This is a genomic window from Rhizobium sp. BK619 (genome assembly GCF_014195245.1).
Lineage (GTDB): Bacteria > Pseudomonadota > Alphaproteobacteria > Rhizobiales > Rhizobiaceae > Rhizobium > Rhizobium acidisoli.
Window position 1 is genome coordinate 69574 of record NZ_JACIBH010000018.1, and the last position, 25362, is coordinate 94935.

The following is a 25362-nucleotide window of genomic DNA, read 5'->3' on the forward strand; positions in this document are numbered from 1 at the left end:
CAGCGTTTTTCCCAGGCAAGGCGCGAAGCGCTTTTGCGGCAATGACATCCGTAAAACAAAGAGCTAAAGCGCAAGGATCGAATCTGAAAGATCGCGACGCGCTTGAACGCCTTATTTTTCCAGCTTGCCGATCGCCTCGATCTCGTTCGTCCATATGCCCGCCGCATAGTCTGCCGGCAGCCGCGCCAGTAGCGCGGGATCGTTGATGCCGGTGGAAAAATCGCTGCCGCGATAGGGGCCGAGCACGAGGACCTCGGTTCCGGCATCCTGCATCCGGTTGAGAAAACGGTCCGGCCAGCCCCAGAGCCATGGCGCAATATTGATCGGCACCAGCATCATGGCGTGTTTGCAGGCATCCGGCAGCACGCCGGTCCAGCCATAGCCGATGTAGCCGAAAAGGCAGCCTTTCAGGCTCTTGCGCGAGGCGGTCTTGATCTCGGGCACCAGCTGGCGCAGGACATCGATCGGCTCGTCGCCGCCATAGACGATGATGTCGGCCCGCCGTGCGGCCGAAAGCCCGTTGAGCACCGCGGCGAGCTTTTCGCCCTCGGAAGGATCGCGGCTCTTGACGTTGATCAGGAAGCGCCGATCCGGAAAGGTCGAAAGCACCTCCGCCAGCGTCGGCATCATGCCGATGCCGCGGCCGCGAAAGGGAAAACTCTTGCCGCCATCGGCGGTATAGCCGTAGCCGATGTCGAGCTTTCGCATCTCCGACATCGAATGCTCGCGGGTGACCCCGTGGCCGTCGGTGCGGCAGTCGAGCGTCCAGTCGTGAAAGACGGCGAATTCGCCATCCGTCGTCGGATGCACGTCGATCTCGACGATATCGGCGCCCGCCGCAAAGCCCGCCTGCATCGAGCGGATGGTATTCTCGAGATAGTCATGTTTCGGCGCCAGCATGCGGCTCGCCGTGCAGGTGTCGTTCTTCAGATCGGTCTCGTCGAACCGCTGAGCGATGCCGCGATGGGCGAGCAGCACCGGCTTTCCCGGCCGATGCTCGGCGAGCAGGCTGGTGTTGTTGAGATAGATGCCGGCCGCGACAAGTGCGACCGCGCCCACGCAATAGAAAAGCTTCCTGCCCATCATGCTCCCCCTGATTGCATCAAAGAAGGCAACAGCTAGAAAGCGATTCTGGTTGTTCTTGGGCTGTTTTCCGGCTTTTCTATGCCGGCAGTTTATTCCCCGGAGAGGATCGGCATCGCCATGGAACAACAGGACGACGAGCTCATCCGTTTTGCAGAACACGGCGCGGCCGCCTTGCCGCCGGCATCAGTCGAAGGCCATGTCGGGCGCGATGGCGCCCGCATCTGGTATGCGAGCTACGGGACCGGCCCTGCCGTCATCCTGCTGCATGGCGGTCTCGGCCATAGCGGCAACTGGGGCTATCAGCTCCCGGCGCTGCTGGACAGCGGCCGCCGCGTCGTGCTGATCGACAGCCGCGGCCATGGCCGCAGCAGCCGCGATGCCCGTCCCTATAGCTATGAACTGATGGCATCAGACGTGCTTGATGTCATGGACGAACTGCGTCTGGAAAAGGCAGCGTTCATCGGCTGGAGCGACGGCGCCTGCATCGCGCTGATCCTCGCCGCGACGGCCCCGTCGCGTGTCGACGGCGTCTTCTTCTTCGCCTGCAACATGGATCCGAGCGGGACGCTGGAATTCGTTCCGACGCCGGTCATCGACCGCTGTTTCAGCCGCCACGCGAGGGATTATGCGGCACTGTCCGCCACGCCGGATGATTTCAATTCCTTCGTCGAGGCGGTCAGCCTGATGATGCGCACGGAGCCGAACTATCAGGCCGCCGACCTCGGCCGCATCCGCGTGCCGGTCGCAATCGTGCTCGGTGAGCACGACGAATTCATCAAGCCAGAGCATGCCGAATATCTTGCCCGCAGCATTCCGGACGCTGAGATGACTTATCTCGAAGGCGTCAGCCATTTCGCGCCGCTGCAGCGGCCGGGGGAGTTCAATGCCGCAGTGTTGTCCTTTCTCGACAGGCTCCCTTGATGATCGCTCCCTCTGGCCTCGCGTGCATTTGCCGCTATCTCTTGTTTCATGAGACCTGATGCGCTGCTCTATCCCGCCCCGGAAGGGCTCTATTGCCCCGAAGGCGGCTTCTATGTCGATCCTGTGCGGCCGGTAGAGCGGGCGCTCGTCACCCACGGCCATTCCGATCACGCCCGGCCGGGCCATGTGAACGTGCTTGCCACTCGCCAGACGCTCGACATCATGCGCCTGCGTTACGGCGAGGGCTTCTGCGTCAGCGAGCAGGCTGCCGGCTTCGGCGAGGACCTGCTCGTCAACGGCGTCAAGGTGAGCTTTCATCCTGCCGGCCACGTGCTCGGCTCGGCGCAGATCGCCATCGAGAAAAACGGCACCCGCATCGTCGTCTCCGGCGATTACAAGCGCCGCCCGGATCCGACCTGCGCCGCCTATGTGCCGGTCGCCTGCGATGTCTTCATCACCGAGGCGACCTTCGGCCTGCCGGTCTTTCACCATCCCGATCCGATGGATGAGACGGCCAAGCTGCTTGCCTCGCTCCGGCAATTTCCCGAGCGCACCCATCTCGTCGGCGCCTATGCGCTGGGGAAGGCCCAGCGCGTCATCAGGCTGCTCCGCGATGCCGGCTACAGCGAACCGATCTATATCCACGGCGCGATGGAAAAGCTCTGCGACTACTATGTCGGCGAGGGCATCGATCTTGGCGAGCTGCTGCCGGCCACGATCGAAAGCCGCGACAAATCCGCCTTTAAGGGCGCGGTCGTCGTCGGCCCGTCCTCGGCCTTCGCCGACCGCTGGGCTCGCCGCTTCAACGAGCCGCTGCCGGCCTTCGCCTCCGGTTGGATGATGGTGCGCCAGCGCGCTAAACAGCACGGCGTCGAACTGCCGCTCGTCATCTCCGATCATTGCGACTGGCCGGAACTGACGGAAACCATCCGCGAATTGCACCCGGCCGAAGTCTGGGTGACCCACGGCCGCGAAGAGGCCCTGGTGCGCTGGTGCCAGCTGCAGGGCATCAAGGCGAAGCCGCTGCATCTGGTGGGCTATGAGGATGAGGCGGATTGAGATGAGTTATGTGCTGGACCAAAACCTGTCCATAGCCAACCTTGCTGCCGTCGCCGGTACTTTGGATGTGGCAGCGACGCCTGCTCCACACTCCCTCATTCCTGTGCTTGTCACAGGAATCCAGCCACCGCGCGTCGGCGCGGTGAATGACTCACGTAACGCCGAAGAGTTTCTCGCGCCCAAGGACTTGGGCGCACTGGATTCCTGTGACAAGCACAGGAATGAGGGTGGGGAGACCGGCGGCGTCCTGTATCAAGACCCCTCCAGAGCCGACCTTGCCGCCACTTTGGATGTCGCAGCGACGCCTGTCCGACACTCCCTCATTGAGCCTTCTTCCCAAACGCGGAGGCCGATATGAAAGCCTTCGCCGACCTCCTCGACCGCCTCGTCCTCACCCCCAGCCGCAACGGCAAGCTGAAGCTGCTCACCGATTATTTCCGCGACACGCCGGACCCAGACCGCGGCTACGGCCTTGCCGCCATCGCCGGCACGCTGGAAGTGCGCAACGTCAAGCCCGCCATGCTGCGCGAACTGGTGCTGGAGCGCATGGACGAGGTGCTGTTCCGTTATTCCTACGATTATGTCGGCGATCTCGCCGAAACCATCTCGCTCGTCTGGGACAATGAGCGGGATATCGACCGCTCGGCCCTTTCCCAGCCGCGTCTCGGGACTGTTGTCACCGATATGAATGCGCTCGGCCGCACCGAAGTGCGCGGCTTCGTCCGCGACCTGCTCGATCGGCTGGATTCCTCCGGCCGGTTCGCTTTCATCAAGCTGGCGACCGGCGCCATGCGCATCGGCGTTTCCGCCCGTCTTGCCAAACAGGCGCTGGCCGATCTCGGCGATAAGGACGTCACCGAGATCGAAACGCTCTGGCACGGCCTGCAGCCGCCCTATGAGGCGCTGTTTGCATGGCTGGCGGCGGGCGGCGAAAAACCGGTGCTGGCGACACCGGCGATCTTCCATTCGGTCATGCTCGCCAATGCGGTGGAGGAGGGGGACCTTAACGGTCTCGATCCGGCCAATTACGCCGCCGAATGGAAATGGGACGGCATCCGTGTCCAGCTCTCCCGCTCCGGCGATCGGCGCAAAATCTATTCCCGCTCCGGCGACGATATTTCGGGCGCCTTTCCCGATATTCTCGACGCGATCAGTTTTTCCGGCGTCGTCGACGGCGAGCTGCTCGTCGGCGGCACCGCCCGTTCCAACAGCCCGACCCGCACCTTCTCCGACCTGCAGCAGCGCCTCAATCGCAAGACGGTGACGGCAAAGATGCTTTCCGACTACCCCGCCTTCATCCGCACCTACGACCTGCTCTTCGATGATGAGGAGGATGTGCGCGGTCGCCCCTATATCGATCGTCGCGATCGGCTGGCCGAGATCATCGACCGCGCGCCCCACGACCGTTTCGACCTGTCGCCGCTCGTGCCGTTCTCGTCCTGGGACGAGCTTGACCGTCTCCGCGCCGACCCGCCCGATCCGGTTATCGAGGGCGTGATGATCAAGCGGCGCGACAGCATCTACCAGGCCGGCCGGATGAAGGGCCCCTGGTTCAAGTGGAAGCGCAATCCCTACAATGTCGATGCGGTGCTGATGTATGCCCAGCGCGGCCACGGCAAGCGCTCGAGCTACTATTCCGATTTCACCTTCGGCGTCTGGGCCGACGACGAGGACGGCGAACAGCTGGTGCCCGTCGGCAAAGCCTATTTCGGTTTCACCGATGCCGAACTCGAAGTGCTCGACAAGTTCGTGCGCAACAATACCACCGAACGTTTCGGCCCAGTGCGAGCGGTGCGCGCCGACAAGGATTTCGGTTTCGTCGTCGAAGTGGCTTTCGAAGGCATCAATCGCTCGACCCGGCATAAATCGGGTGTCGCCATGCGCTTCCCCCGCATCGCCCGTCTTCGCCCCGACAAGCCCACCTATGAGGCCGATCGGCTGCGCACGCTGATCGCCATGATCGACGCCAAGCCGGGGTGAGGGCCAATCTCCTGTGCAACAATGCCGCAGTCCCAAAATTTCAACAGGATGTGTATTGGCGGCAACGATCTTCCGGTGCAAATCTTCTGTGCCGGGGAAGTGATTTGGGTGCTGCGTTATGAGCTCGCATGAACGAAATGCCTTTTTCCGCCAACGCCGTGCCGTGCTGGCGGGTCTTGCCGGCGCACTCGTCCTGCCGCAAGTGGCGGCGGCGTTCGATGTTCCGGATGAGCCGCGGCTTGCCAAGCATGACTACGCCAAGGTCCGCCACCAATTCCGTACCAAGCTTTTGCAGAAGGGCCCGGCGCCCGACAAATACGAACCGCTGAGCGCGCCGGCCGACGCCGACAAGATCTTTTACCGCTCCGGCTACGGCGAACTTGAGCTCGCCGCCTGGGTTTCGAAGTATAAGCGCGAGCGCGCCGCCAAGCCCGCCGTGCTCTTCCTCCACGGCGGCAATGCCATGGGCATCGGCCATTGGCAGTTGATGAAGCCCTATATGGATGCCGGCTACGTCGTGATGATGCCGTCGCTGCGTGGCGAAAACGGCCAGATGGGCAATTTCTCCGGCTTCTACGACGAGGTCGACGACGTTCTTGCGGCCACCGAGCGGCTGGCGCATCTGCCGGGCGTCGATCCAGGGCGGCTGTTCATTGCTGGCCACAGCATCGGCGGCACGCTGACCATGCTGACAGCGATGAGCACCCAGAAATTCCGGGCTGCCGCACCCATCTCGGGCAATCCCGACGCCTTCCGCTTCTTCAAGCGCTATCCTCAGGATATCCGCTTCGACGACAGCAATGCCCATGAGTTCGAAGTGCGGTCGGCGCTGTGTTACGCCCAGAGCTTCAAATGTCCCGTCCGTGTCGTCCACGGCACGGAAGAGGCCCATTTCAACGACCGGGCCGACCTGCTCTCCCGCCGCGCCCGCGCCGCCGGCATCCATATCGAAACCGAAACCGTCGCCGGCAACCACACTTCGGCGCTGCCGGCCGAGATCGAACAGAGCATCCGCTTCTTCCACGGGGTGGCGGCCTGATTTTTCGCCGCCGCTTCAAAGGCGTTTTGCTCGCTTCGTGATTTCCGGTTATTAGTGGCTTACCGGTCTCCACAGGTGGTCGTCTCAAGTCATGACTGGCAATATATTCTTCGCCGCCGCTGCCTTCACTTTAGCAGTTGTAATCTGGCTCATGCTTCCGCGCATCGCGAGCCGTCGCGACTTGACGAAAATGACTCCAGCCGAGCATGGCTGGTATGCCAAGCGGGTTTTTCCTCTGATGCTCCTGTTTGCCGCCTTCGCCACTGCAGGAAGTTTAGCTGGGCAGTGGGGATGGCCCTGAGGCATAGTGCTTTTTGCTGCGCCCTTCGGGTCGCATGCGTTGGCTTCCGGCTTTTCCCGCCCTCGACACCAGCCTCGCGCCAGCCGCGGATGCCATCGTCACGATCGATATCGCTGTCTCGCCGATCGTTGATAAGGGTGGTTCCATGAAATTTCTGCGCCGGGTCTTCCCGATTGCCGGGCTCGTCATCGCAGCCGGGTCGCTGAGCGGCTGCAACATCCTCATTCCCGATGTCGCCGCCGATTCGCCCGCCCGCTTCGTCCAGGAGACTTCGCCGGTCTTCTATCAGCCGCCCGGTGTCGATCCGCGCCGGGTGCGGCCGATACCCGATCAGCCGGTGCCGCAGACCCGCGAACTCTACAAGACCCAGTTCCACCAGACCTACGGCCTGCCGGTCAGCAATCCGGTCCATATGGCGATGTATGGCGAGCTGCGTGACGAGGATTTCACGCTGCCGGCGATCCCGGTCAGCCGCGTCCAGCCGCAGTTCCTGCGCCAGGAAGTCGATTACCAGACGACCGAGCGCCCCGGCACTGTCATCGTCGATACCAAGGCGCATTTCCTCTATTTCGTCGAGGAAAACGGCAAGGCGATGCGCTACGGCGTCGGCCTCGGCCGCGATGGTTACGCCTGGTCGGGCCGCGGCGTCATTCAGTGGAAGCAGAAATGGCCGCGCTGGACGCCGCCGGTCGAGATGGTCTCGCGCCAGCCCGAGGTTCGCGCCTTTTCGGCCGAAAACGGCGGCATGAATCCGGGGCTCCAGAACCCGCTCGGCGCCCGCGCCATGTATATCTTCAAGGACGGGCAGGATACGCTCTATCGCATCCACGGCACGCCCGACTGGCAGTCGATCGGCAAGGCCACTTCGTCGGGCTGCGTGCGCATGCTGAACCAGGACGTCGTCGATCTCTATGACCGCCTTCCTGCCAAGGCGGAGATCGTTGTGATGTAGCGCTGCAACAGCGCCGCTGATATCGTCGGCCCAAGGCCGGACACGTCTGCGTGAAGCTATGGTTTATTTGGCGCAAGCCGATAGATCTTCTGATGTTGTTCTCGGCATCGGACGAATCGCAGCTTACGCGAGATCTCGTCCGGCTCCCGCATCAGAGGAAATCAGTTCCGCGTCATGAGCTTCGATAGACATCTTTCCCGCCGCAGCTTTCTTTCCTTTTCGGCATTGACCGCAGCCTCCGCGCTCACCGGCTGCGCCTCTTCGGCCAATACGGTCACTTCGGGCGATACGACGATCATCTACCGTTCGCCGATGCGCCTGTTCCAATCCCCTGAGGCTTCGAGCGTGCCGAGTGGGGCCGAGCTTGCCGTCATGTATGGCCCCGTCGAGGATGGCGGCTTTCTCATCCCCGCCATTCCCTATGAGCAGATCGACCCGCGCTATTATCGCCAGCGCGTCCTCGATCCCACCGGCCAGCCACCCGGCACCATCGTCGTCGATACGCCGTCGCGCTTTCTCTATCTCGTCCAGAGTGACGGCATGGCGATGCGCTATGGCGTCGGCATCGGCCGCGAGGGTTTCGCCTGGCAGGGCTCGGGCGTCATCCAGTGGCGTCAGAAATGGCCGCGCTGGAAGCCGCCGAACGAGATGGTCGCCCGCCAACCCGAACTCGTCAAATATTCGATCGAGAACGGCGGCATGGAGCCGGGCCTGAAGAACCCGCTCGGCGCCCGCGCGCTCTATATCTTCTCGAACGGCGAAGACACGCTCTACCGCCTGCACGGCAATCCCGACTGGCGCTCGATCGGCAAGGCCGTCTCCTCGGGCTGCGTCAGATTGATGAACCAGGATATCATCGATCTCTACGACCGCGTGCCGACAAAGGCGCCGATCGTCGTCTTGCAGTGACGTCAGCGGGGCGGTCGCGATCCGGCCGCCCCGGCTCAATCTTGCCCGGCCGAGCCGGCATTTCATGGGTAAATGCCCTCGTTTTCCACGCCCGGAAAAGTTTTATTTTCAGAAAACCATTGCTTAATTCGGTAAATAACCTACATGGTGCGTATCGAATTGCTTGCGACCTTTGTCCACGCGCTGAAGCGCTCCGTCAGATATCCTCTCAACATCGATACGGCTTGTCGGACATTCTTCCGCAGGCGAACACAACGGTTGAAAAGGAGATCGTTATGAATTCAGGCGTCGTCAAGTGGTTCAATGGCACCAAGGGTTTTGGCTTCATTCAGCCCGATGATGGTTCTACGGATGTTTTTGTCCACATTTCAGCGGTCGAACGCGCCGGCATGCGCGAACTCGTTGAAGGCCAGAAGATCCGCTACGATCTCGTCCGCGACAAGAAGTCGGGCAAGAATTCGGCTGACAACCTTCAGGCCGCATGATTTGTCATTCGCCTATGCTGTCCAGATGCTGGCAGCGCGCTGACCACGGATGTACTGGCAGCGAGCTGACCGACTGGGCGGAGTAATGGCTGAGTGACTGGAAGAGGTCGGGTGCCAACCCGGCCTTTTTGCTTTGATCGCCGGTATATAAGAATTGACCGCGACTATTCTGATTGACCGGTGAGCAGCCGAAGAGTTGAAGGGACGCTGAAATGGGCAGACCAAACTATCAAATCGGCGATATGATCGTGCTGAAATCGGGCCTCACCCGTACGGCAAAAGCCGATAAGCGGTGCCGGATCGCCAGCATTCTGCCCAACGACCACGGGCATGTGCAATATCGCGTCCGGTTCGACGCTGAGAATTTCGAGCGGCGCATCACCGAGGCCGACATCGACACCGGGGAATCGCCCTCCAGGATTTCCCCCGAGGCAGCGGCCAAGTCTGATAGCGCCGAGCCTTGGCTGAAGTTTTCGAGCATCCGGACGGGCAAGTAGTCCCGCCGTTTTTACCATCACAGCGCGGCCCGGCCGCCGACAGGAAGGATATCGTTTTGCAGGTTCTCGTCAGGGATAACAACGTCGATCAGGCGCTCCGCGTGCTCAAGAAGAAGATGCAGCGGGAAGGCCTGTTCCGGGAAATGAAGGCGCGCAGCGCTTTCGAAAAGCCGTCCGAGAAGCGCGCCCGCGAAAAGGCCGAAGCCATTCGCCGCCAGCGCAAGCTTGCCCGCAAGAAGCTGCAGCGCGAAGGTCTGCTGCCGGCGCCGAAGAAGGTACTTCGCGCCCGCTAATCCCGGGCCGCGGCATCGCGGCCAACTGCGGACTCGCGGCATCCCGGTCAGCCGTGGCCTCACGGCTCGGCCGCGGAATCACGGCCCTTAGCCATGGCTAAGGCCTCCGGCATCACCTGAGAAAGGGGCACATGACCGCCACCAAGGGAGAATTCTTCAATCCCGCCAAGCTTTCGTCTCGCGACAAGGCGGAAGCGACCGATCACACGGCGCGCGCCATCATCGCGGCCGAGGCATCGGCCCGTGACAAGAAGACCGAAAAGCTGAAGGCCCTGCGTCTGCAGCAGGAGGCCGAGGCAGCACCTGAAGCCGCGCCCGCAAAGAAGCGCCGGTCGCCGGCCAAGGCGGCGGTGAAGCGGCCCTGATCCTCGGGCCGACACCGTCTTAGGCTAACCCGTCGGATGTGGTCAGCCGCCGTTCGCGCCGGCCCGGCCGAGATTGCCGCGCAGCCGATGCAGCATGTCGCGCATGTCAGCCATTTCCTTGAGCGTGCAGCCTGCGGCTTGGCCGATCGCCGTCATGATCGTATCGATTTCCCCTTTCATCGCCTGGCCTTTCGCGGTCAGCGACACGATCACCTGGCGCTCGTCGCGCAGGTCGCGCAGCCGCTTGATCAGCCCGCTTTGCTCCAGCCGTTTCAACAGCGGCGACAGCGTGCCGGAATCGAGGTCGAGCTGTTCGCCGATCGTCTTCACCGGCAGCTCGCCGCGTTCCCACAGCACCAGCATCACCAGATATTGCGGATAGGTCAGGCCCACCCTGTCGAGGATCGGCTTGTAGGCGCGGGTGAAAGCATGCGCCGTTGCGTAGACCGCGAAGCACAGCTGCTTTTCCAGCCGTTTCTCCTCCTGCGGTATCTCCATCGTTTTTATCGTCTGCGCTCTCATATCCATCATCCTTAAGGCCGTGATTGTCTTCTTTTCCATGTCGAAATGCAATTTGCAAAATTCACTTGCGTACAATTTAATTGTGCGATAGTGAAAATCCAACCCGATCGAAGGGCCAACCAAAGGAGATCGTCATGCCTATTCTCTATACGACCAAAGCCTCTGCCACCGGCGGCCGCGCCGGCCGCGCCGTTTCCGAAAACGGCGTTCTGGACGTGACGCTGACCGTTCCGAAGGAACTCGGCGGCGACGGCGCAACCGGCACCAATCCCGAGCAGCTCTTCGCCGCCGGCTACTCCGCCTGCTTCCTCGGTGCCTTGAAATTTGTCGCGGGCCAGCAGAAGGTCAAGATTCCCGAGGAAACGACGGTCTCCGCCAAGGTCGGCATCGGCCCGCGCGAAGATGGCACCGGCTTCGGCATCGAAGTGGCCCTGACGGTCAACATCCCCGGTCTCGATCGCGAAACCGCCGAAAAGCTCGCCGCCGCAGCCCACATCGTCTGCCCCTACAGCCATGCCATGCGCACCTCGACCGAAGTTCCGGTCACGGTCTCCTGATCCAGACGCTATCGGTGAAAATGCGGGCGACGGCTTCCGACTTCGGTTGGAGGCCGTCGCTTTTCTTGCTGCTGACACGAACGGCGTGCTCGTCACATGGGTCCTCGGGTCAAGCCCGAGGACGACGGAGCAAGGGGCGACCTTTCGCCTCTAGCCAAGCGTACCCCTCAATCTCCGTCGTGCTCGGGCTTGACCCGAGCACCCACGCCCGGCCACTGTGGTTGCATGGCGGAACGACGCGATTTCTTGAGAACCCAAGGCGAGCTCCGCCCGCTCTAACCGGCCATCGCCCGCCCGCTGCGACGCGGCCGGCGAGGGGAGGCTTTCACCGTCTCACCGGTCATCCCTGCTACAGCCTGCAGATCCTGCCGCAGCCGTGCGGGGCCGCCTTCCGGCAGCGCGTCGTCGAGGGCGGCATGCGTGCTTTTCCAGATCGGCAGCGCCTTTGCCAGCGCAGCCTTGCCATCGGGCGTGAGACCAAGCAGCCGGCCACGCCGGTCTTTCGGATTTTCCATCACCGTCACCCAGCCCTTGCGCTGCAGCGGCTTCAGCGCCGCCGTCAGCGTTGTCTGGTCCATGGCAAGCAGCGCGGCGACCGGTCCCATCGGCGGCGGTTCCGGCCGGTTCAGCGACATCATCAGCGAAAACTGCCCGTTGGTCAGCCCGGCCGGCCGCAGCGCATCGTCGAACAGCCGGGCGAGCGCCCGTGCCGCCCGCTGCACATGCAGGCAGAGGCAGGTGTCGCGCACCAAGAGCGTCGTGGAAAAGGGAATCTCGACCGAATTTGACATGCTCTATTTCTATTGATATCAATGTATTTAGTCAAGGAGAAGGAGAGAGCCGGCTCGCCGGCAGCGCCGGAGGAGGGCGCATCCCATGCAGAATGAGGTTGTGTCCCGTGAGCAATGGATCGAAGCCCGCCGTGCCCTGCTGCTGAAGGAAAAGGAGGCGACGAAGCTGCGAGACAGCATCAACGCCGAACGGCTGGCGCTGCCCTGGGTGAAGGTCGACAAGGATTACGTCTTCGACACGCCCGAGGGAAAGAAATCGCTCGCCGATCTCTTCGACGGGCGCAGCCAGTTGCTGATCTATCATTTCATGCTCGGCCCGGATTGGGATGCCGGCTGCCCCGGCTGCTCCTTCCTGTCCGATCACGTCGACGGCGCCCTGCCGCATCTCAACCATCACGACGTCACCTGGGTCGCCGTCTCACGCGCGCCGCTCGACAAGATCGCCGCCTACAAAAGCCGCATGGGCTGGAAATTTCCCTGGGTCTCCTCCTTCGGCAGCGACTTCAATTTCGATTATCATGTCTCTTTCAGCCCCGAGGATCTTGCCAAAGACAAGGTCTTTTACAATTTCACTCCCATGCAGCCGGCTGACGCCAATGACGAACTGCCGGGTCTGAGCGCTTTCTACCGCAACGACAAGGGCGAGGTTTTCCATACCTATTCGAGCTACGCCCGCGGGCCGGAGGAACTGATCGGCACCCTGATGATCCTCGACCGCGCCCCGAAAGGCCGCAACGAGGACAGCACGATGAATTTCGTGCGCCGTCATGACGAATATGAGGAGGCCCCCAAGGCGCCATCCTGCTGTCACTGAGCCAAAGCATGATGCCGGAAACTGTCAGCGGTTTTCGGCATCATGCCCTGGCTGGCCAGCGCAAATTCGAGCAGACGTCACCAGGCGACTTCCTGGGAATTGCGCTGACGAAGCCATTGGCGGACATCACAAGGGAGAAGGATGATGAAGACCGCAGAAGTGCTGAAGGAACATTCCTTCCTGGAAAGACTGGTGGGCGACTGGACCGTCACCGCACCGGAAATGTCCGGCGGCGAGCCCTGGACGGAGACCGTCCGCTCGCTGCACGGTATCTGGTTCGTCGCCGAGGGCACCGGCCGCATGCCGGATGGCAAACAGGCCGCCAGCATCCTGACGCTCGGCTACAACGCCGCAAAGGCCAAGTATGTCGGCAGCTGGATCGGCAGCATGATGGACTTCATGTGGGTCTACGAGGGCGAACTCGACGCTTCGGGCAATGTGCTGGACCTCTATACGACAGGGCCCGACTTCAACGGCGAAGGTCTTGCCGATTACCGCGAGCAGATCACCTTCGTCGACGCCGATCACCGCACCTTCATCTCCAGCGCCAGGCAGCCTGATGGCGCCTGGAAACAGTTCATGGAAGCGCATTACGCCCGGCAGATCTGACAATCACGGCGCTCGAACCTTGAAAAGGGGCGCCTCTAAAGGGAGAGTACGATGTCTGAGACGCATGGAAAGTTCATCTGGTGCGAGTTGATGACCCCCGACACATCGGCTGCCGCGAAATTCTACAGCTCGGTCGTCGGCTGGACCACCTCCGAGATGAAAGTGGAGGGCATGCCGACCTATACGATCTTCGAGGCGAACGGCATCGGCGTCGCCGGCCTGATGGAATTTCCGGCCGAACTCGAGGGGAAGGGCATTCCGCCGAACTGGACGGGTTATGTCGATGTCGACGACGTCGATCAGTCGGCCAAGGATTTCGTTGCCAATGGCGGATCGGTCCGCCGTCCGCCGGACGATATCCCCGGTATCGGCCGCTTCGCCGTCGTCGCCGATCCGCATGGCGCAGTGCTCTGCATCATGACGCCGGCGCCGATGGACAAAACCTGGCCGGAACTGGCACCCGATGCCCCTGGCAATATCGGCTGGCACGAACTCTATGCCGGCAACGGCAAAGACGCCGTCGCCTTTTATTCCAAGCTGTTCGGCTGGACCAAGGACAGCGAAATGGACATGGGCCCGATGGGCGTCTACTACCTCTTCGCCCGCAACGGCAAGCAGATCGGCGGCATGATGACCAAGCCGGAAAACATCCCGATGCCGTTCTGGAGCTATTATTTCATCGTGCCGGCGCTTGATGCCGCGATCGAACGCGTCAACTCGGGTGGCGGCAAGGTCGTCCACGGTCCGATGGAAGTCCCCGGCGGCAGCTGGATCATCCAGGCCATGGACCCGCAAGGCGCCTTTTTCTGCCTGGTGGCTCCGAAGCGGTAGCTGTTGATTTCAACCGCAGCCCCTCATCCGCCTGCCGGCACCTTCTCCCCGCGCGCGGGGAGAAGGGAATATGTTGCAACCTCTCCGTCCCTCGCTCACGCCTCGCAGGGCACGTCCCCTCTCCCCGTTTTACGGGGAGAGGGCTAGAGCAGATTGCGACTTGGTTGAATCGGGATTCCGTTTTTGTCGCAAATCAGATTTGATTGAATGAGCCATGGAGGCTTGTTCGATGGGTCGTGCTTATTCGATGGATTTGCGAGAACTGGCGATGACCCGTGTGGGGCAAGGCGAGACATGTCATGCGGTTGCCGCCGCTCTGAATGTCGCGCCGTCGAGCGTGATCAAGTGGGCGCAGCGCCAGCGCCGTACCGGCAGTGTTGAGCCTGGCAAGATGGGCGGTCATCGACGGGCGTTGATCTGCGGCGAGCATCGCGTCTGGGTCTTGTCGATGATCGATGGGCCGGAGCATGTGACGCTTGAGTGGCTGGCGCGGGGATTGCAGGATCGCGGCCTCAAAGTCCATCCAGCCAATATCTGCCGCTTTCTCCATCGCGAAGGCAAAAGCTTCAAAAAAAACCGTGCTGGCGGCAGAGCAGAACAGGCCGAAGCTGGCCCGCCAACGTGAACGGTGGAAGCGCCATCAAGGCGAGATCAATCCTGATCGCCTTGTGTTCATTGACGAAACCTGGGTGAAGACGAATATAGCGCCGCTCAGGGGCTGGGGCGAACGGGGCAAACGCCTGATCGCCCATGTCCCGCACGGTCATTGGAGAACGATGACGTTTGTCGCAGCCCTCAGAAACGACCGGCTCGATGCACCATGGGTCCTCAACGGGCCGATCAATGCCAATGCCTTTCTGACCTATGTCGAAAAGGAACTCGTTCGGACCTTGTCACCGGGAGATATCGTTGTCCTCGACAATCTCGGCAGCCACAAAGGCCTGGCGGTGCGTCGGGCTATCAGAAGGACAGGGGCAAAGCTCTTCTTCCTGCCCCCTTACAGCCCTGACCTCAATCCCATCGAACAGCTCTTCTCCAAGATCAAACAGGCCATGCGCACCGCAATGGCCCGTTCCGAAGACACAGTCCATGACGCCTTGGCTCGAACCATAGAGACAATCAAACCAAACGAATGCGCAAACTACATTCGAAACGCAGGATATGGGTCAACCTAAATGCAAAACCGTCTAGGGTGAGGGGCAACTTGCGGGAGTGTCGCCGGTCTTCCCCTCAGAACTTGTAACTTGTCCCGAACAGAACCTTGTCCTGCGTGGCGCCGACATCGCCGATGGCGGAGCCGAAGTCCTTGTTGCCGAAATCGGAATGGCGATACTCGCCGCGCACCAGAATATGGTCTGTGACCGCGTGTTCGATGCCGCCGCCGGCCGTCCAGCCGATCAGGATGCCGTCCTTCTTTCCAGCGGTGGGAATGTCGACCTTGCCGCCGCCGGCCGCCACACCCGCGGTTGCGAAGAACAGGGTTCGATCCAAGGCGTAGCCAACCCGCGCCCGGCCGGATGCATCCCATTCGAGGTTGGCATCGTCGTTTTTCTTGAAGTTGTAGTTGAAGTCGTTCTCGATGCCGTAGACGATATTTCCGGATTGGAAATTATGGCCGGCATGCAGGCCGGCCGTGCCGCCGTCGATATTTTCATCCGAGCCGAGGATCTTCGTCTGGCTCCAGGAATATCCGCCCTGGCCGCCGAGATAGAAGCCCGACCAATTATAGGCAGAGGATATCTGCTCGGCGGCGGGAGCGGGCGTCTCGTAAGTGAGGTCGGCGGCAACGGCCGGAACGGCGGCCGAAAGCGCCAGGGCGGCGCAGGCGATAAGTCTGATATGCATGAAGATGCCTCGTGTTCATTGGGAGCAAAAGAGGGCGGTCGCGACACCGCCCGACCCTCTAGAACATGCCCCGCCCCGATGTTGCGGAGTGTCTTTTAACGTTGAGATTTGTTGCGGGCCGATCGCGGAGGGCGCGGCACCGCACGCCCCACCACCGATCATCCCCATTATCCCGCAACCGAAGCAAAAAACCCTTCCGGGCTCTCCACCTCCACCAACTTCTTCTTCTCGATCAGCCAGAACCGGTTTCCCACCGCCCGCACGAAACTGCGGTCGTGCGAGACCAGCAGGCAGCTCGCCTCCTGCGCCATCAGCTCGCTCTCCAGTGCTTCCTGCCCCTCGATGTCGAGGTGGTTGGTCGGCTCGTCGAGCAGGTAAAAGTTCGGCTCGGTCAGCCTGAGCACCAGCATGCCGAGCCGCGCCTTCTGGCCGCCGGAAAGCTGGCCGATCGGTTTTGCCTGCATATCGATCGTCATGCCGGCTCCGGCCAGCAAGGCCCGCGCCCGTTGGTCGCCGACATCGAAACGGCGGATGATCGTGCCGATCGGCCTATCCTGGTCGGCCAGATCGGCAAGCGCCTGGTCGCCATAGCCGAGAACGACCGACGGCGTCGCCTTGATGCCATCCTGTCCCGCCTCCCGTCTTTCGATTGCCTGCTTCAGCATCAAGACCAGTCGCGATTTGCCGGCGCCGTTGAGGCCGAGCAGCACGATCCGGTCGCCCTGGCAGATGAATTGCCGGCCGGTCTTGAACAGCAGCGTTCCATCCGGCGTCCTCACCGCCGCATCCTCCAACGTCACCAGCACCTTGGCATGCGTGCCGCGGTTGGTAAGCCGGATGGCGCCGGCCGAGCGCTCGAGATGCGCCGGTTTTGCCGCATCCTCGAGCTTCTCCGCCCGCTGCTTCAACTGCTTCGTCTTGACGACGAGCAGATCGCTGCCGGAATTGATGCCGATATTGTTGAGCTTGGCCGCCTGCTTGCGCAATTGCTCCGCCACCTTGATGTCCCGCTCATAGCGCCGGGCTTCGGAGGCGTCAGCCTCGTCGAGAGCGGCGCGCGCCCGGGTATAGGGCAGGGCGAAGACCTGCGATTGCTCCGGCCGCAGGAACAGCGTCCGGTTGGTCGTCGCATCGAGGAAGGCGCGGTCATGGCTGGAGAGGATAACCGGCACGTCGCGCGGCAGTGCATTCAGCCAGCCCTCCAGCTGCGCGATCTTTTCGAGGTCGAGATGGTTGGTCGGCTCGTCGAGCAGCAGCACGTCGGGTTCGCTGACCCAGCTGCGGGCAAGCATGGCGAGCCGCTGCCAGCCGCCGCTCAACTGCTTCAGCGGCCGCCAGCGCATCACCTCCGGCACCTCGAGCGATTCCAGCACCACGTCGACGCGCCAGCTCTCGCTGTCGGCCTGATCGGCCGGCAGCGCCTGCAGCACCGCATCGTAGAACGGCGTGTCGAACAGTGCCGCCGGCACGTTCTGCGCGACATGGCCGACGGTCAGCCCGCGCGCCTTGGTGATCTCGCCCTCGCTCGGCTCCAGCGCGCCGGTGATGCAGGCAAGCAGCGTCGACTTTCCCCGCCCGTTGGCGGCGACGAGGCCGATGCGGTCGCCTGAATTGACGACAAGATTGAGTTTCGTAAACAGCGGATTGCCCAGCGTCACGCCGAGATTGCGGATATTGATGAGGGTCATGAACGTTCTCTGGTCTTGACCGGGTGTCGACGCGATCCGGGGCGTTCAGCCATCACGGAATTGCGCCTATCGGGCCCGGGAAATTACAGGAATGGGCGCTGTATTTCGCACGGCGCCGCATTGGCCACGAGGGGCAGACCAGGAAGAGATGTCGAGAAACCGTCTCTGGTCAGCCCTGCAAACGCATTTGCAAGGCGTTGACGGGACCACGCTGGCGATGATGCCGGAAATAATATTGCATAGCGTGATCCTCCCTTCTCGAAAGGGTTGCAGGATTGAAATACCATTGCCTGGACTAGGAGGCAAGGGAGGCGCCGTTCCCCGGCGCCCAAGAGAGCCTCATCCTGAGGTGCCCCGCAGGGGCCTCGAAGGACGAGGCGGGTGCACTGGTGGTTGGACGCAAGGAGCAGCGCTGGAGCGTGTCCTTCGAGGCTCCGGCCTTTGGCCTACGCGCCTCAGGATGAGGGAGGTTGGAGGGTGCCGCGGCCTTTCTCCGACCTCATCCTGAGGTGCCCCGAAGGGGCCTCGAAGGACGAGGTCGGCCACCGGCGTTGATGGGCGCAAGACGCGGTGCTGGACGCGTCCCTCGAGGCTCCGCCCTATGGGCTGCGTGCCTCAATGAGTGCCGCCTAACCCGCCGGATCACCGCCAGCCAATTCCAGCCGCCGCGTGATCCCGATGCTTTCCAGAAACGTCTCGTCATGGCTGACGACGATGAGCGCCCCGTCATAGGCGCTGAGGCCCGCCTCGACCGCGGATATCGAGTCGATGTCGAGGTGGTTGGTCGGCTCGTCGAGGATCAGCAGCGGCGGTGGTGTGGCGCCGAGAACGCAGGCGAGGCCGGCGCGCAGCAGTTGCCCGCCGCTGAGCGTCGAGACGGTCTGCAGCGCCGCGTCCGCCCGGAACATGAAGCGGGCAAGCGCGGCCCGGCAGGTGTTCTCATCGGAAAGCGGATTGATCCGGCGAAAATTGTCGCGGATCGAGGCCAACGGATCGAGAAGGCTGACCTTCTGATCGAGCATCGCGAAGTCGGTCATCACGGCGATCGTGCCGGCCCAGGGTTTGATTTCGCCGGTGATGAGCGAAAGCAGCGTCGTCTTGCCCGAGCCGTTGCGGCCGGTGACGGCAATGCGTTCCGGCCCCGTCACGTCGAAGGAGAGATCGCCGATGACGGGGTCACCCGGCCGATAGCCCGATGTCATACGATCCACCCGCAGCACGATCTTGCCGGCCGCCAGTCCGGTCGGCGGCAAGGTCACCGACAAGGGCTGCAGGATCTCGATTTTTTCGCGCGCGGCCTTCGCCTCGTCCAGCGCCTGGGTGCGCCGGCGTTCGGCAAGGCGGGCATTGTCGCCGCCGGTCGTTTCGCTGCGCTCCTTCATGCCGCCGAGCATGATGCGCGGGATGCCGCCCTTGGCGGCCATCTTCCGCCCCGTGCTGTCCCTGTGCGCCTGACGTTCCACCGTCGCCTGCGCCTTCCGCGCGACCTCGGCCATGCGCTTTTCGGCATCGGCAAGATCGTGCTCTGCTGCCGCAAGCTCCAGCGCCTTGCGCTGGCGATAATGGCTCCAATTGCCACCGTAGCGCGTCGCGCCGAGCGATGTCAGTTCGACGATCGCATCCATGCTTTCGAGCAATTCCCGGTCATGGCTGACGATGATCGCCCCGGCTCGCCAGCCCGATAGCAGCGCGATCACCGCCTCGCGGCCGTCGCGGTCGAGATTGTTGGTGGGTTCGTCGAGCAGCAGAAAATCCGGTTCGGTGAAAACAAGCGCGGCAAGTCCGGCCCGGGTGCGCTGCCCGCCGGAAAGTTCGGCGAGCGGCGTTTCCGGCTGTGCGTCGAGCCCTGTTCGATTGAGCGCAACTGCGATGCGCGCCTCCAGCGTCCAGTCGGCCGAGGCGAGCTCGTCGGCCGTTGCGTCGCCGGTTTCGGCGCGGCGGAGAACCGTAAGCGCCCCGGCGACGCCGAAGAGATCGGCGATGGTTTCGTGAAATGCCACCTGCACGTTCTGGCGCAGGATGCCGAGGCTGCCGCCGACCGATACCGTTCCCGAGTGCGGCTTGGCGTCACCTGAAACGAGCTTCAGCAGCGTCGTCTTGCCGACGCCGTTGCGCCCGACCAGACCGATACGCTCCGCCCCGAAACTCAAATCGAGACCGGAAAAAAGCGGCCGCCCGTCAGGCGTGGCCCATGAAATTTTGGATAGAGTGATGGATGCAGGCATGGATATGGATTTCCCCGTTGGCAAGGCGAACTGGCATTGCGATCGGGTTGAAATCCATTGCGGCACACATCCTGTTGAAATGGTCGATGGCAGGTAATTTAGGGGATGAAGGCTTGCGGTTCAAGGCGGGGAACGATCTTGCCTCCTTCTAGAGGAAGAGCAAGCTGCCGCTCACCCTAATCCTCTCCCCGTATAAAACGGGGCGAGGGGACGTGCCCTGCTGGAGGCAAGGGGGACGGAGAGGTCGCGGCACATCCCCTTCTCCCCGCATGCGGGGAGAAGGTGCCGGCAGGCGGATGAGGGGCGTGCCCCTAGAAACGCCTACCGCTTCAAGCTTCCCAAGATCCCGCGCACCAGCGCCCGGCCGACCTGGGTCGCCACTGTGCGTGCCACGCTCTTCATCGCCGCTTCCACCACCGTTTCGCGCTGGTAGCCGGAAGACCGGCCGCGTGATTGGCCGCGGCCCTGCTGGTTGTCGTCATTGCTGCCGCCGAAGCCCGGCAAGCTCCAGCCGGAGGTGGTGGTGCCCGGCTGCTGTTCTGCGGCTTCGTCCTGCGCCCGTTTGGCGGCATCGGCATCGGCTGCCTTCTTGGCGCGGGCCGCCAATATCTCGAAGGCGGATTCGCGGTCGATGTCCTCGTCATAGACGCCGAGAACCGGGCTCCTGTCCATGATCTGCTGGCGCTCGGCATCCGTCACCGGCCCGACGCGGCCAGATGGCGGGCGGATCAGCGTGCGCTCGACGATCGACGGCGCGCCCTTGGCTTCGAGCGTCGAGACCAGCGCCTCGCCGGTGCCGAGATTGGTGATGACGGTGGCGCAATCGAAGGCCGGGTTGGGGCGGAAGGTATCGGCCGCGGTCCTCACCGCCTTCTGCTCGCGCGGCGAATAGGCGCGCAGCGCATGCTGGGCGCGGTTGCCGAGCTGGGCGAGCACCGTTTCCGGCACGTCGAGCGGGTTCTGCGTCACGAAATAAACGCCGACTCCCTTGGAGCGTATCAGCCGCACCACCTGCTCGACCCGTTCGGTCAGCACTTTCGGCGCGTCGTTGAAGAGCAGATGCGCTTCGTCGAAAAAGAACACTAGCTTCGGCTTGTCCGGATCGCCGACTTCGGGCAGTTCCTCGAACAGCTCCGACAGCAGCCAGAGCAGGAAGGTGGCGTAAAGGCGCGGGTTCATCATCAGCTTGTCGGCGGCAAGCACCGAGATCTGGCCGTAGCCGTTATTGCTGGTGCGCATGATGTCGGAAATCTTCAGCGCCGGCTCGCCGAAGAAATGTTCCGCACCCTGCTGTTCGAGAACCAGCAGCGCTCGCTGGATCGAGCCGACCGAGGCTTTGGAGATCAGCCCGTACTGATTGGAAAGCTCGCCGGCATTCTCGCCCATATAATTCAGCAGCGAGGTGAAATCCTTGAGATCGAGCAGCGGCAGCCCGGCCTGGTCAGCGATCTTGAAGGCGATGTTGATGACGCCCTCCTGCGGTTCGGAGGCATCCATCAGCCGGGCGAGCAGCAGCGGCCCCATCTCGGCGACGGTGGTGCGCACCCGGTGGCCCTTCTCGCCGAACAGATCCCAGAAAATCACCGGAAACTGATCGAATTCATAGTCGGTGAAGCCGATCTGCTCGGCCCGCTTGGTGAGGAAATCCTTGGCCTCGCCCTTGGCGGCGATGCCGGAAAGATCGCCCTTGATGTCGGCGGCAAAAACCGGGACGCCGGCGCGGGAGAAGCCCTCGGCCAGCACCTGCAGCGTCACCGTCTTGCCGGTGCCGGTGGCGCCGGTGACGAGGCCGTGGCGGTTGCCGAATTTCAGATCGAGATATTCAGGCTTGTTGATGCTGTCGTCGGGATTGCGGCTCGCGCCGATGAAAATCTTGCCATCCTCGATCATCCGCAATTCTCCCTTCGGCGCTGCCGCTCTTTGTCGGAAGACGGGCTTGCGCCGCCTTCATCGAACCATCGTTTCTCTGTTATAAGCAGGCAGGCGGATGCGGACAACTGTTTGCATCGAAAGCAAAACCGGACATTGAGTTGCGCTCGAATCTCGATTAACGCTGACGTTAACGTCAAAAAACAGGAGGCTGACGATGAATGAAATTGTGACCCAGATCGCCGATCGTGTGGGTATCGCGCCTGATTTGGCCGAAAAGGCGCTCGGCATGATGCTCGGCTTCCTGCAGCGCGAGGCCGCCGACGGTCCGGTCGCCCGGATGATCGAGGCGATCCCCGGCGGCGGCGATCTCGTCGCCCAGTTCAACGGCGCAAGCGCCGGCGGCGGCGGTCTGCTCGGCGGGCTGATGAACTCGCTCGGCGGCGGCGGCATCATGGGCCTCGGCCAGCAGCTGATGGGCGAGGGCCTCGGCATGGGCGAGATCACCTCGCTCGCCAAGGAAACCATCGCAATCGCCAAGCAATATGCTGGCGAAGAGGTCGTCGACGAAGTCGTGGCTTCCGTCCCCGGCCTCAGCCAGTTCGTCTAAAACGACAGCCGAACAGAAGGAGCCCTGCGGCGTCGTTGCGGGGCTCCATTCCCCTCGCCAAACTTTGATCATCTGCGCCCGTTCCATAGGGAACAAGCAAGCCGGATTGCTGTTTCTATCAGCATCGCTGAAATCAGAAGGAATAGCATCATGCGCAGGTTTATTGCAGCAGCCTCGATCGCTCTCCTCAGCCTCTCCACCCCGGTTCTCGCCCAGTCGAATATGGGCATGGATGCCAGCGGCCGGTTCGACGGCACGCCGCCGCTCGGCACCTCGCCGGGCAACGAGCCGGAAAGCGGGCTGGTCATCCCGCTCGACTCGATCGAAACCGGCAGCGTCGACAACGGCGTCCCGAGCGGCCGGGTCGACTGGGCGCGCTGCCCGCCGCGCAAGGCCCGCGGCGCCCTTGCCACTGAAGGCGGCAACAGCGGCGCTTCCCTCAGCCCGGCATGCCGTGATCGCGGAAACTGACAGGACGAGGGAAGGGCGCTATTTGCCCTCTTTCTTGTCCTGCTGCAGGATCACGCCGAGTTCATGCCAGCGCCGCCCGTCGCGCTCGATGAGTTGGTCGGCTGAGGCCGGCCCCATGCTGCCCGGCGCATAAGCGTCGGGCACACTCTCATCCTTGCCCCAGATATCCAGGAAGGGCTGCACCGCAGCCCAGCCGGCCTCGATGCCGTCGGCGCGCTGGAACAGCGTCTGGTCGCCGATAAAGAGATCGTAGAGCAGCGATTCATAACCGGTGGTCTTGCCGATATCGAACTTGTCGGCATAGCGGAAGTCGAGGGAAACCGGCGTGGTCTCGACCGAGAGCCCCGGCGACTTGATCGAGATTTCCATGCTCATGCCCTCGTCCGGCTGCACCTGGATCACCAGCCGGTTCGGCGGCAGGCGGCGATTGACCTCGGTCTCGCGGAACTGCGCGAAGGGCACCGGCTGGAAGGTGATGACGATCTCGGTGTCGCGCGCCGTCAGCGCTTTGCCGGTTCTGAGGTAGAAGGGCACGCCGGCCCAGCGCCAGGTATCGGCATAGAGCTTCAGCGCCACATAGGTCTCGGTCCGGCTGTCGGGCGAAACGTCCTTGCTGTCGCGGTAGGCCGGAAGATCGGCACCGTTGAGCGGCCCGGCGGTATAGGCGCCGCGCACGCCATGCGTCTTCGCCTCCTCGGGCGTATAGATGCGCAGCGCTTTCAGCACCTTGCTCTTCTCGTTGCGGATCGCCTCGGCATCGAAGCTGTTCGGCGGCTCCATGGCGATCATCGCCAAGAGCTGGAAGAGATGGTTCGGCACCATGTCGCGCAGCGCGCCTGTCGCATCGTAGAACTTGCCGCGGCTGCCGACATCGACGATCTCGGCGGCGGTGATCTGCACATGGTCGATATAGCGGCTGTTCCACAAAGACTCGATGATCATATTGGCAAAACGCGCCGTCATCAGGTTCTGCACCGTCTCCTTGCCGAGGAAATGGTCGAGCCGATAGACTTGGCTTTCTGCGATCTGCGCGAGGATCTGCGCATTCAGCGCTCGCGCCGAGGCGAGGTCGGTGCCGAACGGCTTTTCGATGGCGACGCGGCGGAAGGTGCCGTCCTTCTCGTCGGTCAGTCCATGGGCGGCGAGTTTCTCGACGATAGAGCCGAAGAAGGACGGCGGCACCGCCAGATAGAAAGCGGCATTGGCATCCGGTCCCAGCCGCTTGCCGATTTCGAGGAAAATATCGTCCTTGGTGAAATCTCCCGCCATATAGGAAATGCGCCGGCGCAGGCTTTCCCAGGCCTCGTCCTTCAGCGTCGGCTGTTCGCCGCTCAGATGATTGAGAAATTCGTCGAGCCGCCGGCGCAGAAACTCGTCGTCGCCCGGTTCGATGCCGACGCCGAGAATGTGGAGATCGTCGCCGACGAGGCTCTCACGCGTCAGATTGATGATCGCGGGCACCAGCAGACGGCGCGTCAGGTCTCCCGTCGCGCCAAAGATGACGAGGGTGACCGGCGGGGTAGGGGCAGCGTCCATGTGTGTCATCTCCTGAGAATTTCCGGCCGACTATAGTGCGCATCGATTTCGCCGCAACATATGCGGGCGGGGGATAACAGGCATTTGACATTATCTGGGGCGTGCCGAGGGCGGCCTGCCCCTCATCCGCCTGCCGGCAGCTTCTCCCCGCAAACGGGGCGAAGGGGGATAGCCGCAACCTCTCGATTCCCCATCGAACTCTCGTATGGGACGTCCGCTCGCCCCCGGTCGGGTTAGGGTGAGGGGCAGCTATCGACGCAAACCGAGCCCGTCGGCAGCAACCGACTACCCCTTCACCGCCACCATGAAAATCCGCGGAAACCGCAGCAGCACCCGCCCGTCCGACATCTTCGGATAAGCCTTTTCCACCCGCCCCAGATAATCCGCCAGAAACGCCTCGCGATACTCTTCGCCGGCCTTGGCGAGATAGGGCATCAGCCCGGTTCCCTTCACCCATTCGACGATATCAGCCGCATCCGCCATCGGGTGATAGTAGATGGTGTGCCAGATATCGACGCGCGCGGCCTTGGCGATCAGCCTGGAATAATAGGCCGAAGGCGGCGCCAAGGCCTGGCGGCGCACGCTCTTTTCTTCGAAGGCGGCCTTCCAGGGGCCTGCATGCGCGGTTTCCTCCATCATCAGATGCGAGGGTTCGCCGAGATTGTCGGGCATCTGCACCGCCAGCACGCCGCCTGCGGAAAGCCCGTCCATCAGCCGGTCGAAAATATCGAGATGATCGGGCAGCCATTGGAAGACGGCATTGGCAAACAGCAGGTCGGCCGGCTCCATCGGCTGCCAGCTGCCGAGATCGGCTTCGACGAAGGCCGTGCCTGGAAGCCGCTTGCGGGCCGCCTCCAGCATGTTCATGTCGCTGTCGAGGCCGGAGACGCCGTCGGCCCCATAGCGCTCGATGATCAGTTCGGTCGAATTGCCCGGCCCGCAACCGAGGTCGACGGCGCGGCCGATGCTTTGCAGCGGCACCTGCGCCAGAAGATCGCGCGCCGGTCGTGTGCGCTCATCCTCGAATTTCACATATTGATTGGCGGACCATGCCATGGGCGGTACCTCCTGATGTTGTAGCTGTCGAGCAGCTTCGAGGCGCCCGCC

Annotated in this window: 26 protein-coding genes; 17 read left to right on the plus strand and 9 right to left on the minus strand. The window is 62.6% G+C overall.

Annotated elements, in window-relative coordinates:
- Positions 1–111 precede the first annotated feature (111 nt).
- Positions 112–1083 carry a glycerophosphodiester phosphodiesterase family protein gene (locus tag FHX14_RS29635; protein ID WP_184380553.1) on the minus strand — a complete coding sequence of 324 codons (972 nt, stop codon included), beginning with the start codon at positions 1081–1083 and terminating at the stop codon, positions 112–114.
- Between the two features lie 120 nt (positions 1084–1203).
- Between FHX14_RS29635 and FHX14_RS29640 the strand changes: the two genes are divergently transcribed.
- From FHX14_RS29640 to FHX14_RS29685, 10 genes are all read left to right on the plus strand, one after another.
- Entirely contained in the window at positions 1204–2007 is an 804-nt protein-coding gene (locus tag FHX14_RS29640; protein ID WP_184380555.1) for an alpha/beta hydrolase, read from the plus strand.
- Between the two features lie 48 nt (positions 2008–2055).
- Positions 2056–3066 carry a ligase-associated DNA damage response exonuclease gene (locus tag FHX14_RS29645; RefSeq protein ID WP_184380557.1) on the plus strand — a complete coding sequence of 337 codons (1011 nt, stop codon included), beginning with the start codon at positions 2056–2058 and terminating at the stop codon, positions 3064–3066.
- A 354-nt stretch (positions 3067–3420) separates the two neighbouring features.
- Positions 3421–5046, plus strand: a complete 1626-nt coding sequence (locus FHX14_RS29650; RefSeq protein ID WP_184380559.1) for a cisplatin damage response ATP-dependent DNA ligase — start codon at positions 3421–3423, stop codon at positions 5044–5046.
- A gap of 118 nt (positions 5047–5164) precedes the next feature.
- Positions 5165–6085: an alpha/beta fold hydrolase gene (locus FHX14_RS29655; RefSeq protein ID WP_012556977.1), complete on the plus strand. Its 921-nt coding sequence runs from the start codon at positions 5165–5167 to the stop codon at positions 6083–6085.
- Between the two features lie 446 nt (positions 6086–6531).
- Positions 6532–7338 carry a L,D-transpeptidase gene (locus tag FHX14_RS29660; protein WP_184380561.1) on the plus strand — a complete coding sequence of 269 codons (807 nt, stop codon included), beginning with the start codon at positions 6532–6534 and terminating at the stop codon, positions 7336–7338.
- Positions 7339–7512: 174 nt separating this feature from the next.
- Positions 7513–8247 (plus strand): L,D-transpeptidase, encoded by a 735-nt coding sequence (locus tag FHX14_RS29665; RefSeq protein ID WP_184380563.1) that lies wholly within the window; start codon positions 7513–7515, stop codon positions 8245–8247.
- Positions 8248–8522: 275 nt separating this feature from the next.
- Positions 8523–8732 (plus strand): cold-shock protein, encoded by a 210-nt coding sequence (locus FHX14_RS29670; RefSeq protein WP_003546468.1) that lies wholly within the window; start codon positions 8523–8525, stop codon positions 8730–8732.
- Between the two features lie 212 nt (positions 8733–8944).
- Complete coding sequence (locus FHX14_RS29675) at positions 8945–9229, plus strand: cold-shock protein (protein ID WP_184380565.1); 285 nt, start codon at positions 8945–8947, stop codon at positions 9227–9229.
- A gap of 56 nt (positions 9230–9285) precedes the next feature.
- The gene (gene rpsU, locus FHX14_RS29680; RefSeq protein WP_003569533.1) at positions 9286–9522 is read left to right on the plus strand and encodes a 30S ribosomal protein S21; all 237 of its coding nucleotides are present in this window, start codon (positions 9286–9288) and stop codon (positions 9520–9522) included.
- Positions 9523–9653: 131 nt separating this feature from the next.
- Positions 9654–9887, plus strand: a complete 234-nt coding sequence (locus FHX14_RS29685; RefSeq protein WP_003580252.1) for a hypothetical protein — start codon at positions 9654–9656, stop codon at positions 9885–9887.
- A gap of 42 nt (positions 9888–9929) precedes the next feature.
- On the opposite strand, the gene FHX14_RS29690 is transcribed toward FHX14_RS29685, so the two are convergent.
- A complete protein-coding gene (locus FHX14_RS29690; RefSeq protein WP_184380672.1) occupies positions 9930–10418 on the minus strand; it encodes a MarR family transcriptional regulator in 489 nt (162 codons plus the stop codon).
- A gap of 125 nt (positions 10419–10543) precedes the next feature.
- Here FHX14_RS29690 and FHX14_RS29695 point away from each other — a divergent pair, with 125 nt between their 5' ends.
- The gene (locus FHX14_RS29695) at positions 10544–10966 is read left to right on the plus strand and encodes an organic hydroperoxide resistance protein (RefSeq protein WP_012556982.1); all 423 of its coding nucleotides are present in this window, start codon (positions 10544–10546) and stop codon (positions 10964–10966) included.
- Between the two features lie 275 nt (positions 10967–11241).
- Here the strand turns inward: FHX14_RS29695 and FHX14_RS29700 are convergent, their stop codons facing one another.
- Positions 11242–11757, minus strand: a complete 516-nt coding sequence (locus FHX14_RS29700; RefSeq protein WP_184380567.1) for a MarR family winged helix-turn-helix transcriptional regulator — start codon at positions 11755–11757, stop codon at positions 11242–11244.
- Between the two features lie 85 nt (positions 11758–11842).
- On the opposite strand from FHX14_RS29700, the gene FHX14_RS29705 reads away from it, so the two are divergent.
- From FHX14_RS29705 to FHX14_RS29720, 4 genes are all read left to right on the plus strand, one after another.
- Positions 11843–12571 (plus strand): thioredoxin family protein, encoded by a 729-nt coding sequence (locus FHX14_RS29705; RefSeq protein WP_184380569.1) that lies wholly within the window; start codon positions 11843–11845, stop codon positions 12569–12571.
- Positions 12572–12712: 141 nt separating this feature from the next.
- Positions 12713–13180: a DUF1579 domain-containing protein gene (locus FHX14_RS29710; RefSeq protein WP_037073237.1), complete on the plus strand. Its 468-nt coding sequence runs from the start codon at positions 12713–12715 to the stop codon at positions 13178–13180.
- Positions 13181–13231: 51 nt separating this feature from the next.
- A complete protein-coding gene (locus tag FHX14_RS29715) occupies positions 13232–14011 on the plus strand; it encodes a VOC family protein (protein ID WP_179613496.1) in 780 nt (259 codons plus the stop codon).
- A 229-nt stretch (positions 14012–14240) separates the two neighbouring features.
- A protein-coding gene (locus FHX14_RS29720) for an IS630 family transposase (RefSeq protein ID WP_184380571.1) occupies positions 14241–15186 on the plus strand; the annotation gives its coding sequence in 2 pieces (ribosomal slippage) (positions 14241–14579 and positions 14581–15186; 945 coding nt in all).
- A gap of 55 nt (positions 15187–15241) precedes the next feature.
- Here the strand turns inward: FHX14_RS29720 and FHX14_RS29725 are convergent.
- From FHX14_RS29725 to FHX14_RS29740, 4 genes are all read right to left on the minus strand, one after another.
- Positions 15242–15856: an outer membrane protein gene (locus FHX14_RS29725; RefSeq protein WP_184380572.1), complete on the minus strand. Its 615-nt coding sequence runs from the start codon at positions 15854–15856 to the stop codon at positions 15242–15244.
- Between the two features lie 167 nt (positions 15857–16023).
- Positions 16024–17544, minus strand: coding sequence for an ABC-F family ATP-binding cassette domain-containing protein (locus tag FHX14_RS29730; protein WP_184380574.1), 1521 nt, complete (start codon positions 17542–17544; stop codon positions 16024–16026).
- 629 nt (positions 17545–18173) lie between these two features.
- Entirely contained in the window at positions 18174–19769 is a 1596-nt protein-coding gene (locus FHX14_RS29735) for an ABC-F family ATP-binding cassette domain-containing protein (protein WP_184380576.1), read from the minus strand.
- A 321-nt stretch (positions 19770–20090) separates the two neighbouring features.
- Positions 20091–21659: a helicase HerA-like C-terminal domain-containing protein gene (locus tag FHX14_RS29740; RefSeq protein WP_012556990.1), complete on the minus strand. Its 1569-nt coding sequence runs from the start codon at positions 21657–21659 to the stop codon at positions 20091–20093.
- Positions 21660–21855: 196 nt separating this feature from the next.
- Here FHX14_RS29740 and FHX14_RS29745 point away from each other — a divergent pair, with 196 nt between their 5' ends.
- Positions 21856–22248: a hypothetical protein gene (locus FHX14_RS29745; protein WP_184380578.1), complete on the plus strand. Its 393-nt coding sequence runs from the start codon at positions 21856–21858 to the stop codon at positions 22246–22248.
- Between the two features lie 150 nt (positions 22249–22398).
- Entirely contained in the window at positions 22399–22719 is a 321-nt protein-coding gene (locus FHX14_RS29750) for a hypothetical protein (RefSeq protein WP_012556992.1), read from the plus strand.
- A gap of 18 nt (positions 22720–22737) precedes the next feature.
- On the opposite strand, the gene zwf is transcribed toward FHX14_RS29750, so the two are convergent.
- Entirely contained in the window at positions 22738–24255 is a 1518-nt protein-coding gene (gene zwf, locus FHX14_RS29755; protein ID WP_184380580.1) for a glucose-6-phosphate dehydrogenase, read from the minus strand.
- 285 nt (positions 24256–24540) lie between these two features.
- Positions 24541–25311, minus strand: a complete 771-nt coding sequence (gene tam / locus FHX14_RS29760) for a trans-aconitate 2-methyltransferase (protein WP_184380582.1) — start codon at positions 25309–25311, stop codon at positions 24541–24543.
- Between the last annotated feature and the right edge of the window lie 51 nt (positions 25312–25362).

What these genes read in the sequence shown, in the direction of transcription:
- FHX14_RS29735 (WP_184380576.1), bottom strand. Translation starts at nt 19,769, where the DNA reads ATGCCTGCATCCATCACTCTATCCAAAATTTCATGGGCCACGCCTGAC.
- FHX14_RS29750 (WP_012556992.1), top strand. Translation starts at nt 22,399, where the DNA reads ATGCGCAGGTTTATTGCAGCAGCCTCGATCGCTCTCCTCAGCCTCTCC.
- FHX14_RS29725 (WP_184380572.1), bottom strand. Translation starts at nt 15,856, where the DNA reads ATGCATATCAGACTTATCGCCTGCGCCGCCCTGGCGCTTTCGGCCGCC.
- tam (WP_184380582.1), bottom strand. Translation starts at nt 25,311, where the DNA reads ATGGCATGGTCCGCCAATCAATATGTGAAATTCGAGGATGAGCGCACA.
- FHX14_RS29645 (WP_184380557.1), top strand. Translation starts at nt 2,056, where the DNA reads ATGAGACCTGATGCGCTGCTCTATCCCGCCCCGGAAGGGCTCTATTGC.
- FHX14_RS29710 (WP_037073237.1), top strand. Translation starts at nt 12,713, where the DNA reads ATGATGAAGACCGCAGAAGTGCTGAAGGAACATTCCTTCCTGGAAAGA.
- FHX14_RS29650 (WP_184380559.1), top strand. Translation starts at nt 3,421, where the DNA reads ATGAAAGCCTTCGCCGACCTCCTCGACCGCCTCGTCCTCACCCCCAGC.
- FHX14_RS29685 (WP_003580252.1), top strand. Translation starts at nt 9,654, where the DNA reads ATGACCGCCACCAAGGGAGAATTCTTCAATCCCGCCAAGCTTTCGTCT.
- FHX14_RS29670 (WP_003546468.1), top strand. Translation starts at nt 8,523, where the DNA reads ATGAATTCAGGCGTCGTCAAGTGGTTCAATGGCACCAAGGGTTTTGGC.
- FHX14_RS29665 (WP_184380563.1), top strand. Translation starts at nt 7,513, where the DNA reads ATGAGCTTCGATAGACATCTTTCCCGCCGCAGCTTTCTTTCCTTTTCG.
- FHX14_RS29675 (WP_184380565.1), top strand. Translation starts at nt 8,945, where the DNA reads ATGGGCAGACCAAACTATCAAATCGGCGATATGATCGTGCTGAAATCG.
- FHX14_RS29730 (WP_184380574.1), bottom strand. Translation starts at nt 17,544, where the DNA reads ATGACCCTCATCAATATCCGCAATCTCGGCGTGACGCTGGGCAATCCG.
- FHX14_RS29655 (WP_012556977.1), top strand. Translation starts at nt 5,165, where the DNA reads ATGAGCTCGCATGAACGAAATGCCTTTTTCCGCCAACGCCGTGCCGTG.
- FHX14_RS29745 (WP_184380578.1), top strand. Translation starts at nt 21,856, where the DNA reads ATGAATGAAATTGTGACCCAGATCGCCGATCGTGTGGGTATCGCGCCT.
- FHX14_RS29715 (WP_179613496.1), top strand. Translation starts at nt 13,232, where the DNA reads ATGTCTGAGACGCATGGAAAGTTCATCTGGTGCGAGTTGATGACCCCC.
- FHX14_RS29695 (WP_012556982.1), top strand. Translation starts at nt 10,544, where the DNA reads ATGCCTATTCTCTATACGACCAAAGCCTCTGCCACCGGCGGCCGCGCC.
- zwf (WP_184380580.1), bottom strand. Translation starts at nt 24,255, where the DNA reads ATGGACGCTGCCCCTACCCCGCCGGTCACCCTCGTCATCTTTGGCGCG.
- FHX14_RS29635 (WP_184380553.1), bottom strand. Translation starts at nt 1,083, where the DNA reads ATGGGCAGGAAGCTTTTCTATTGCGTGGGCGCGGTCGCACTTGTCGCG.
- FHX14_RS29700 (WP_184380567.1), bottom strand. Translation starts at nt 11,757, where the DNA reads ATGTCAAATTCGGTCGAGATTCCCTTTTCCACGACGCTCTTGGTGCGC.
- FHX14_RS29705 (WP_184380569.1), top strand. Translation starts at nt 11,843, where the DNA reads ATGCAGAATGAGGTTGTGTCCCGTGAGCAATGGATCGAAGCCCGCCGT.
- FHX14_RS29740 (WP_012556990.1), bottom strand. Translation starts at nt 21,659, where the DNA reads ATGATCGAGGATGGCAAGATTTTCATCGGCGCGAGCCGCAATCCCGAC.
- FHX14_RS29690 (WP_184380672.1), bottom strand. Translation starts at nt 10,418, where the DNA reads ATGATGGATATGAGAGCGCAGACGATAAAAACGATGGAGATACCGCAG.
- FHX14_RS29660 (WP_184380561.1), top strand. Translation starts at nt 6,532, where the DNA reads ATGAAATTTCTGCGCCGGGTCTTCCCGATTGCCGGGCTCGTCATCGCA.
- FHX14_RS29640 (WP_184380555.1), top strand. Translation starts at nt 1,204, where the DNA reads ATGGAACAACAGGACGACGAGCTCATCCGTTTTGCAGAACACGGCGCG.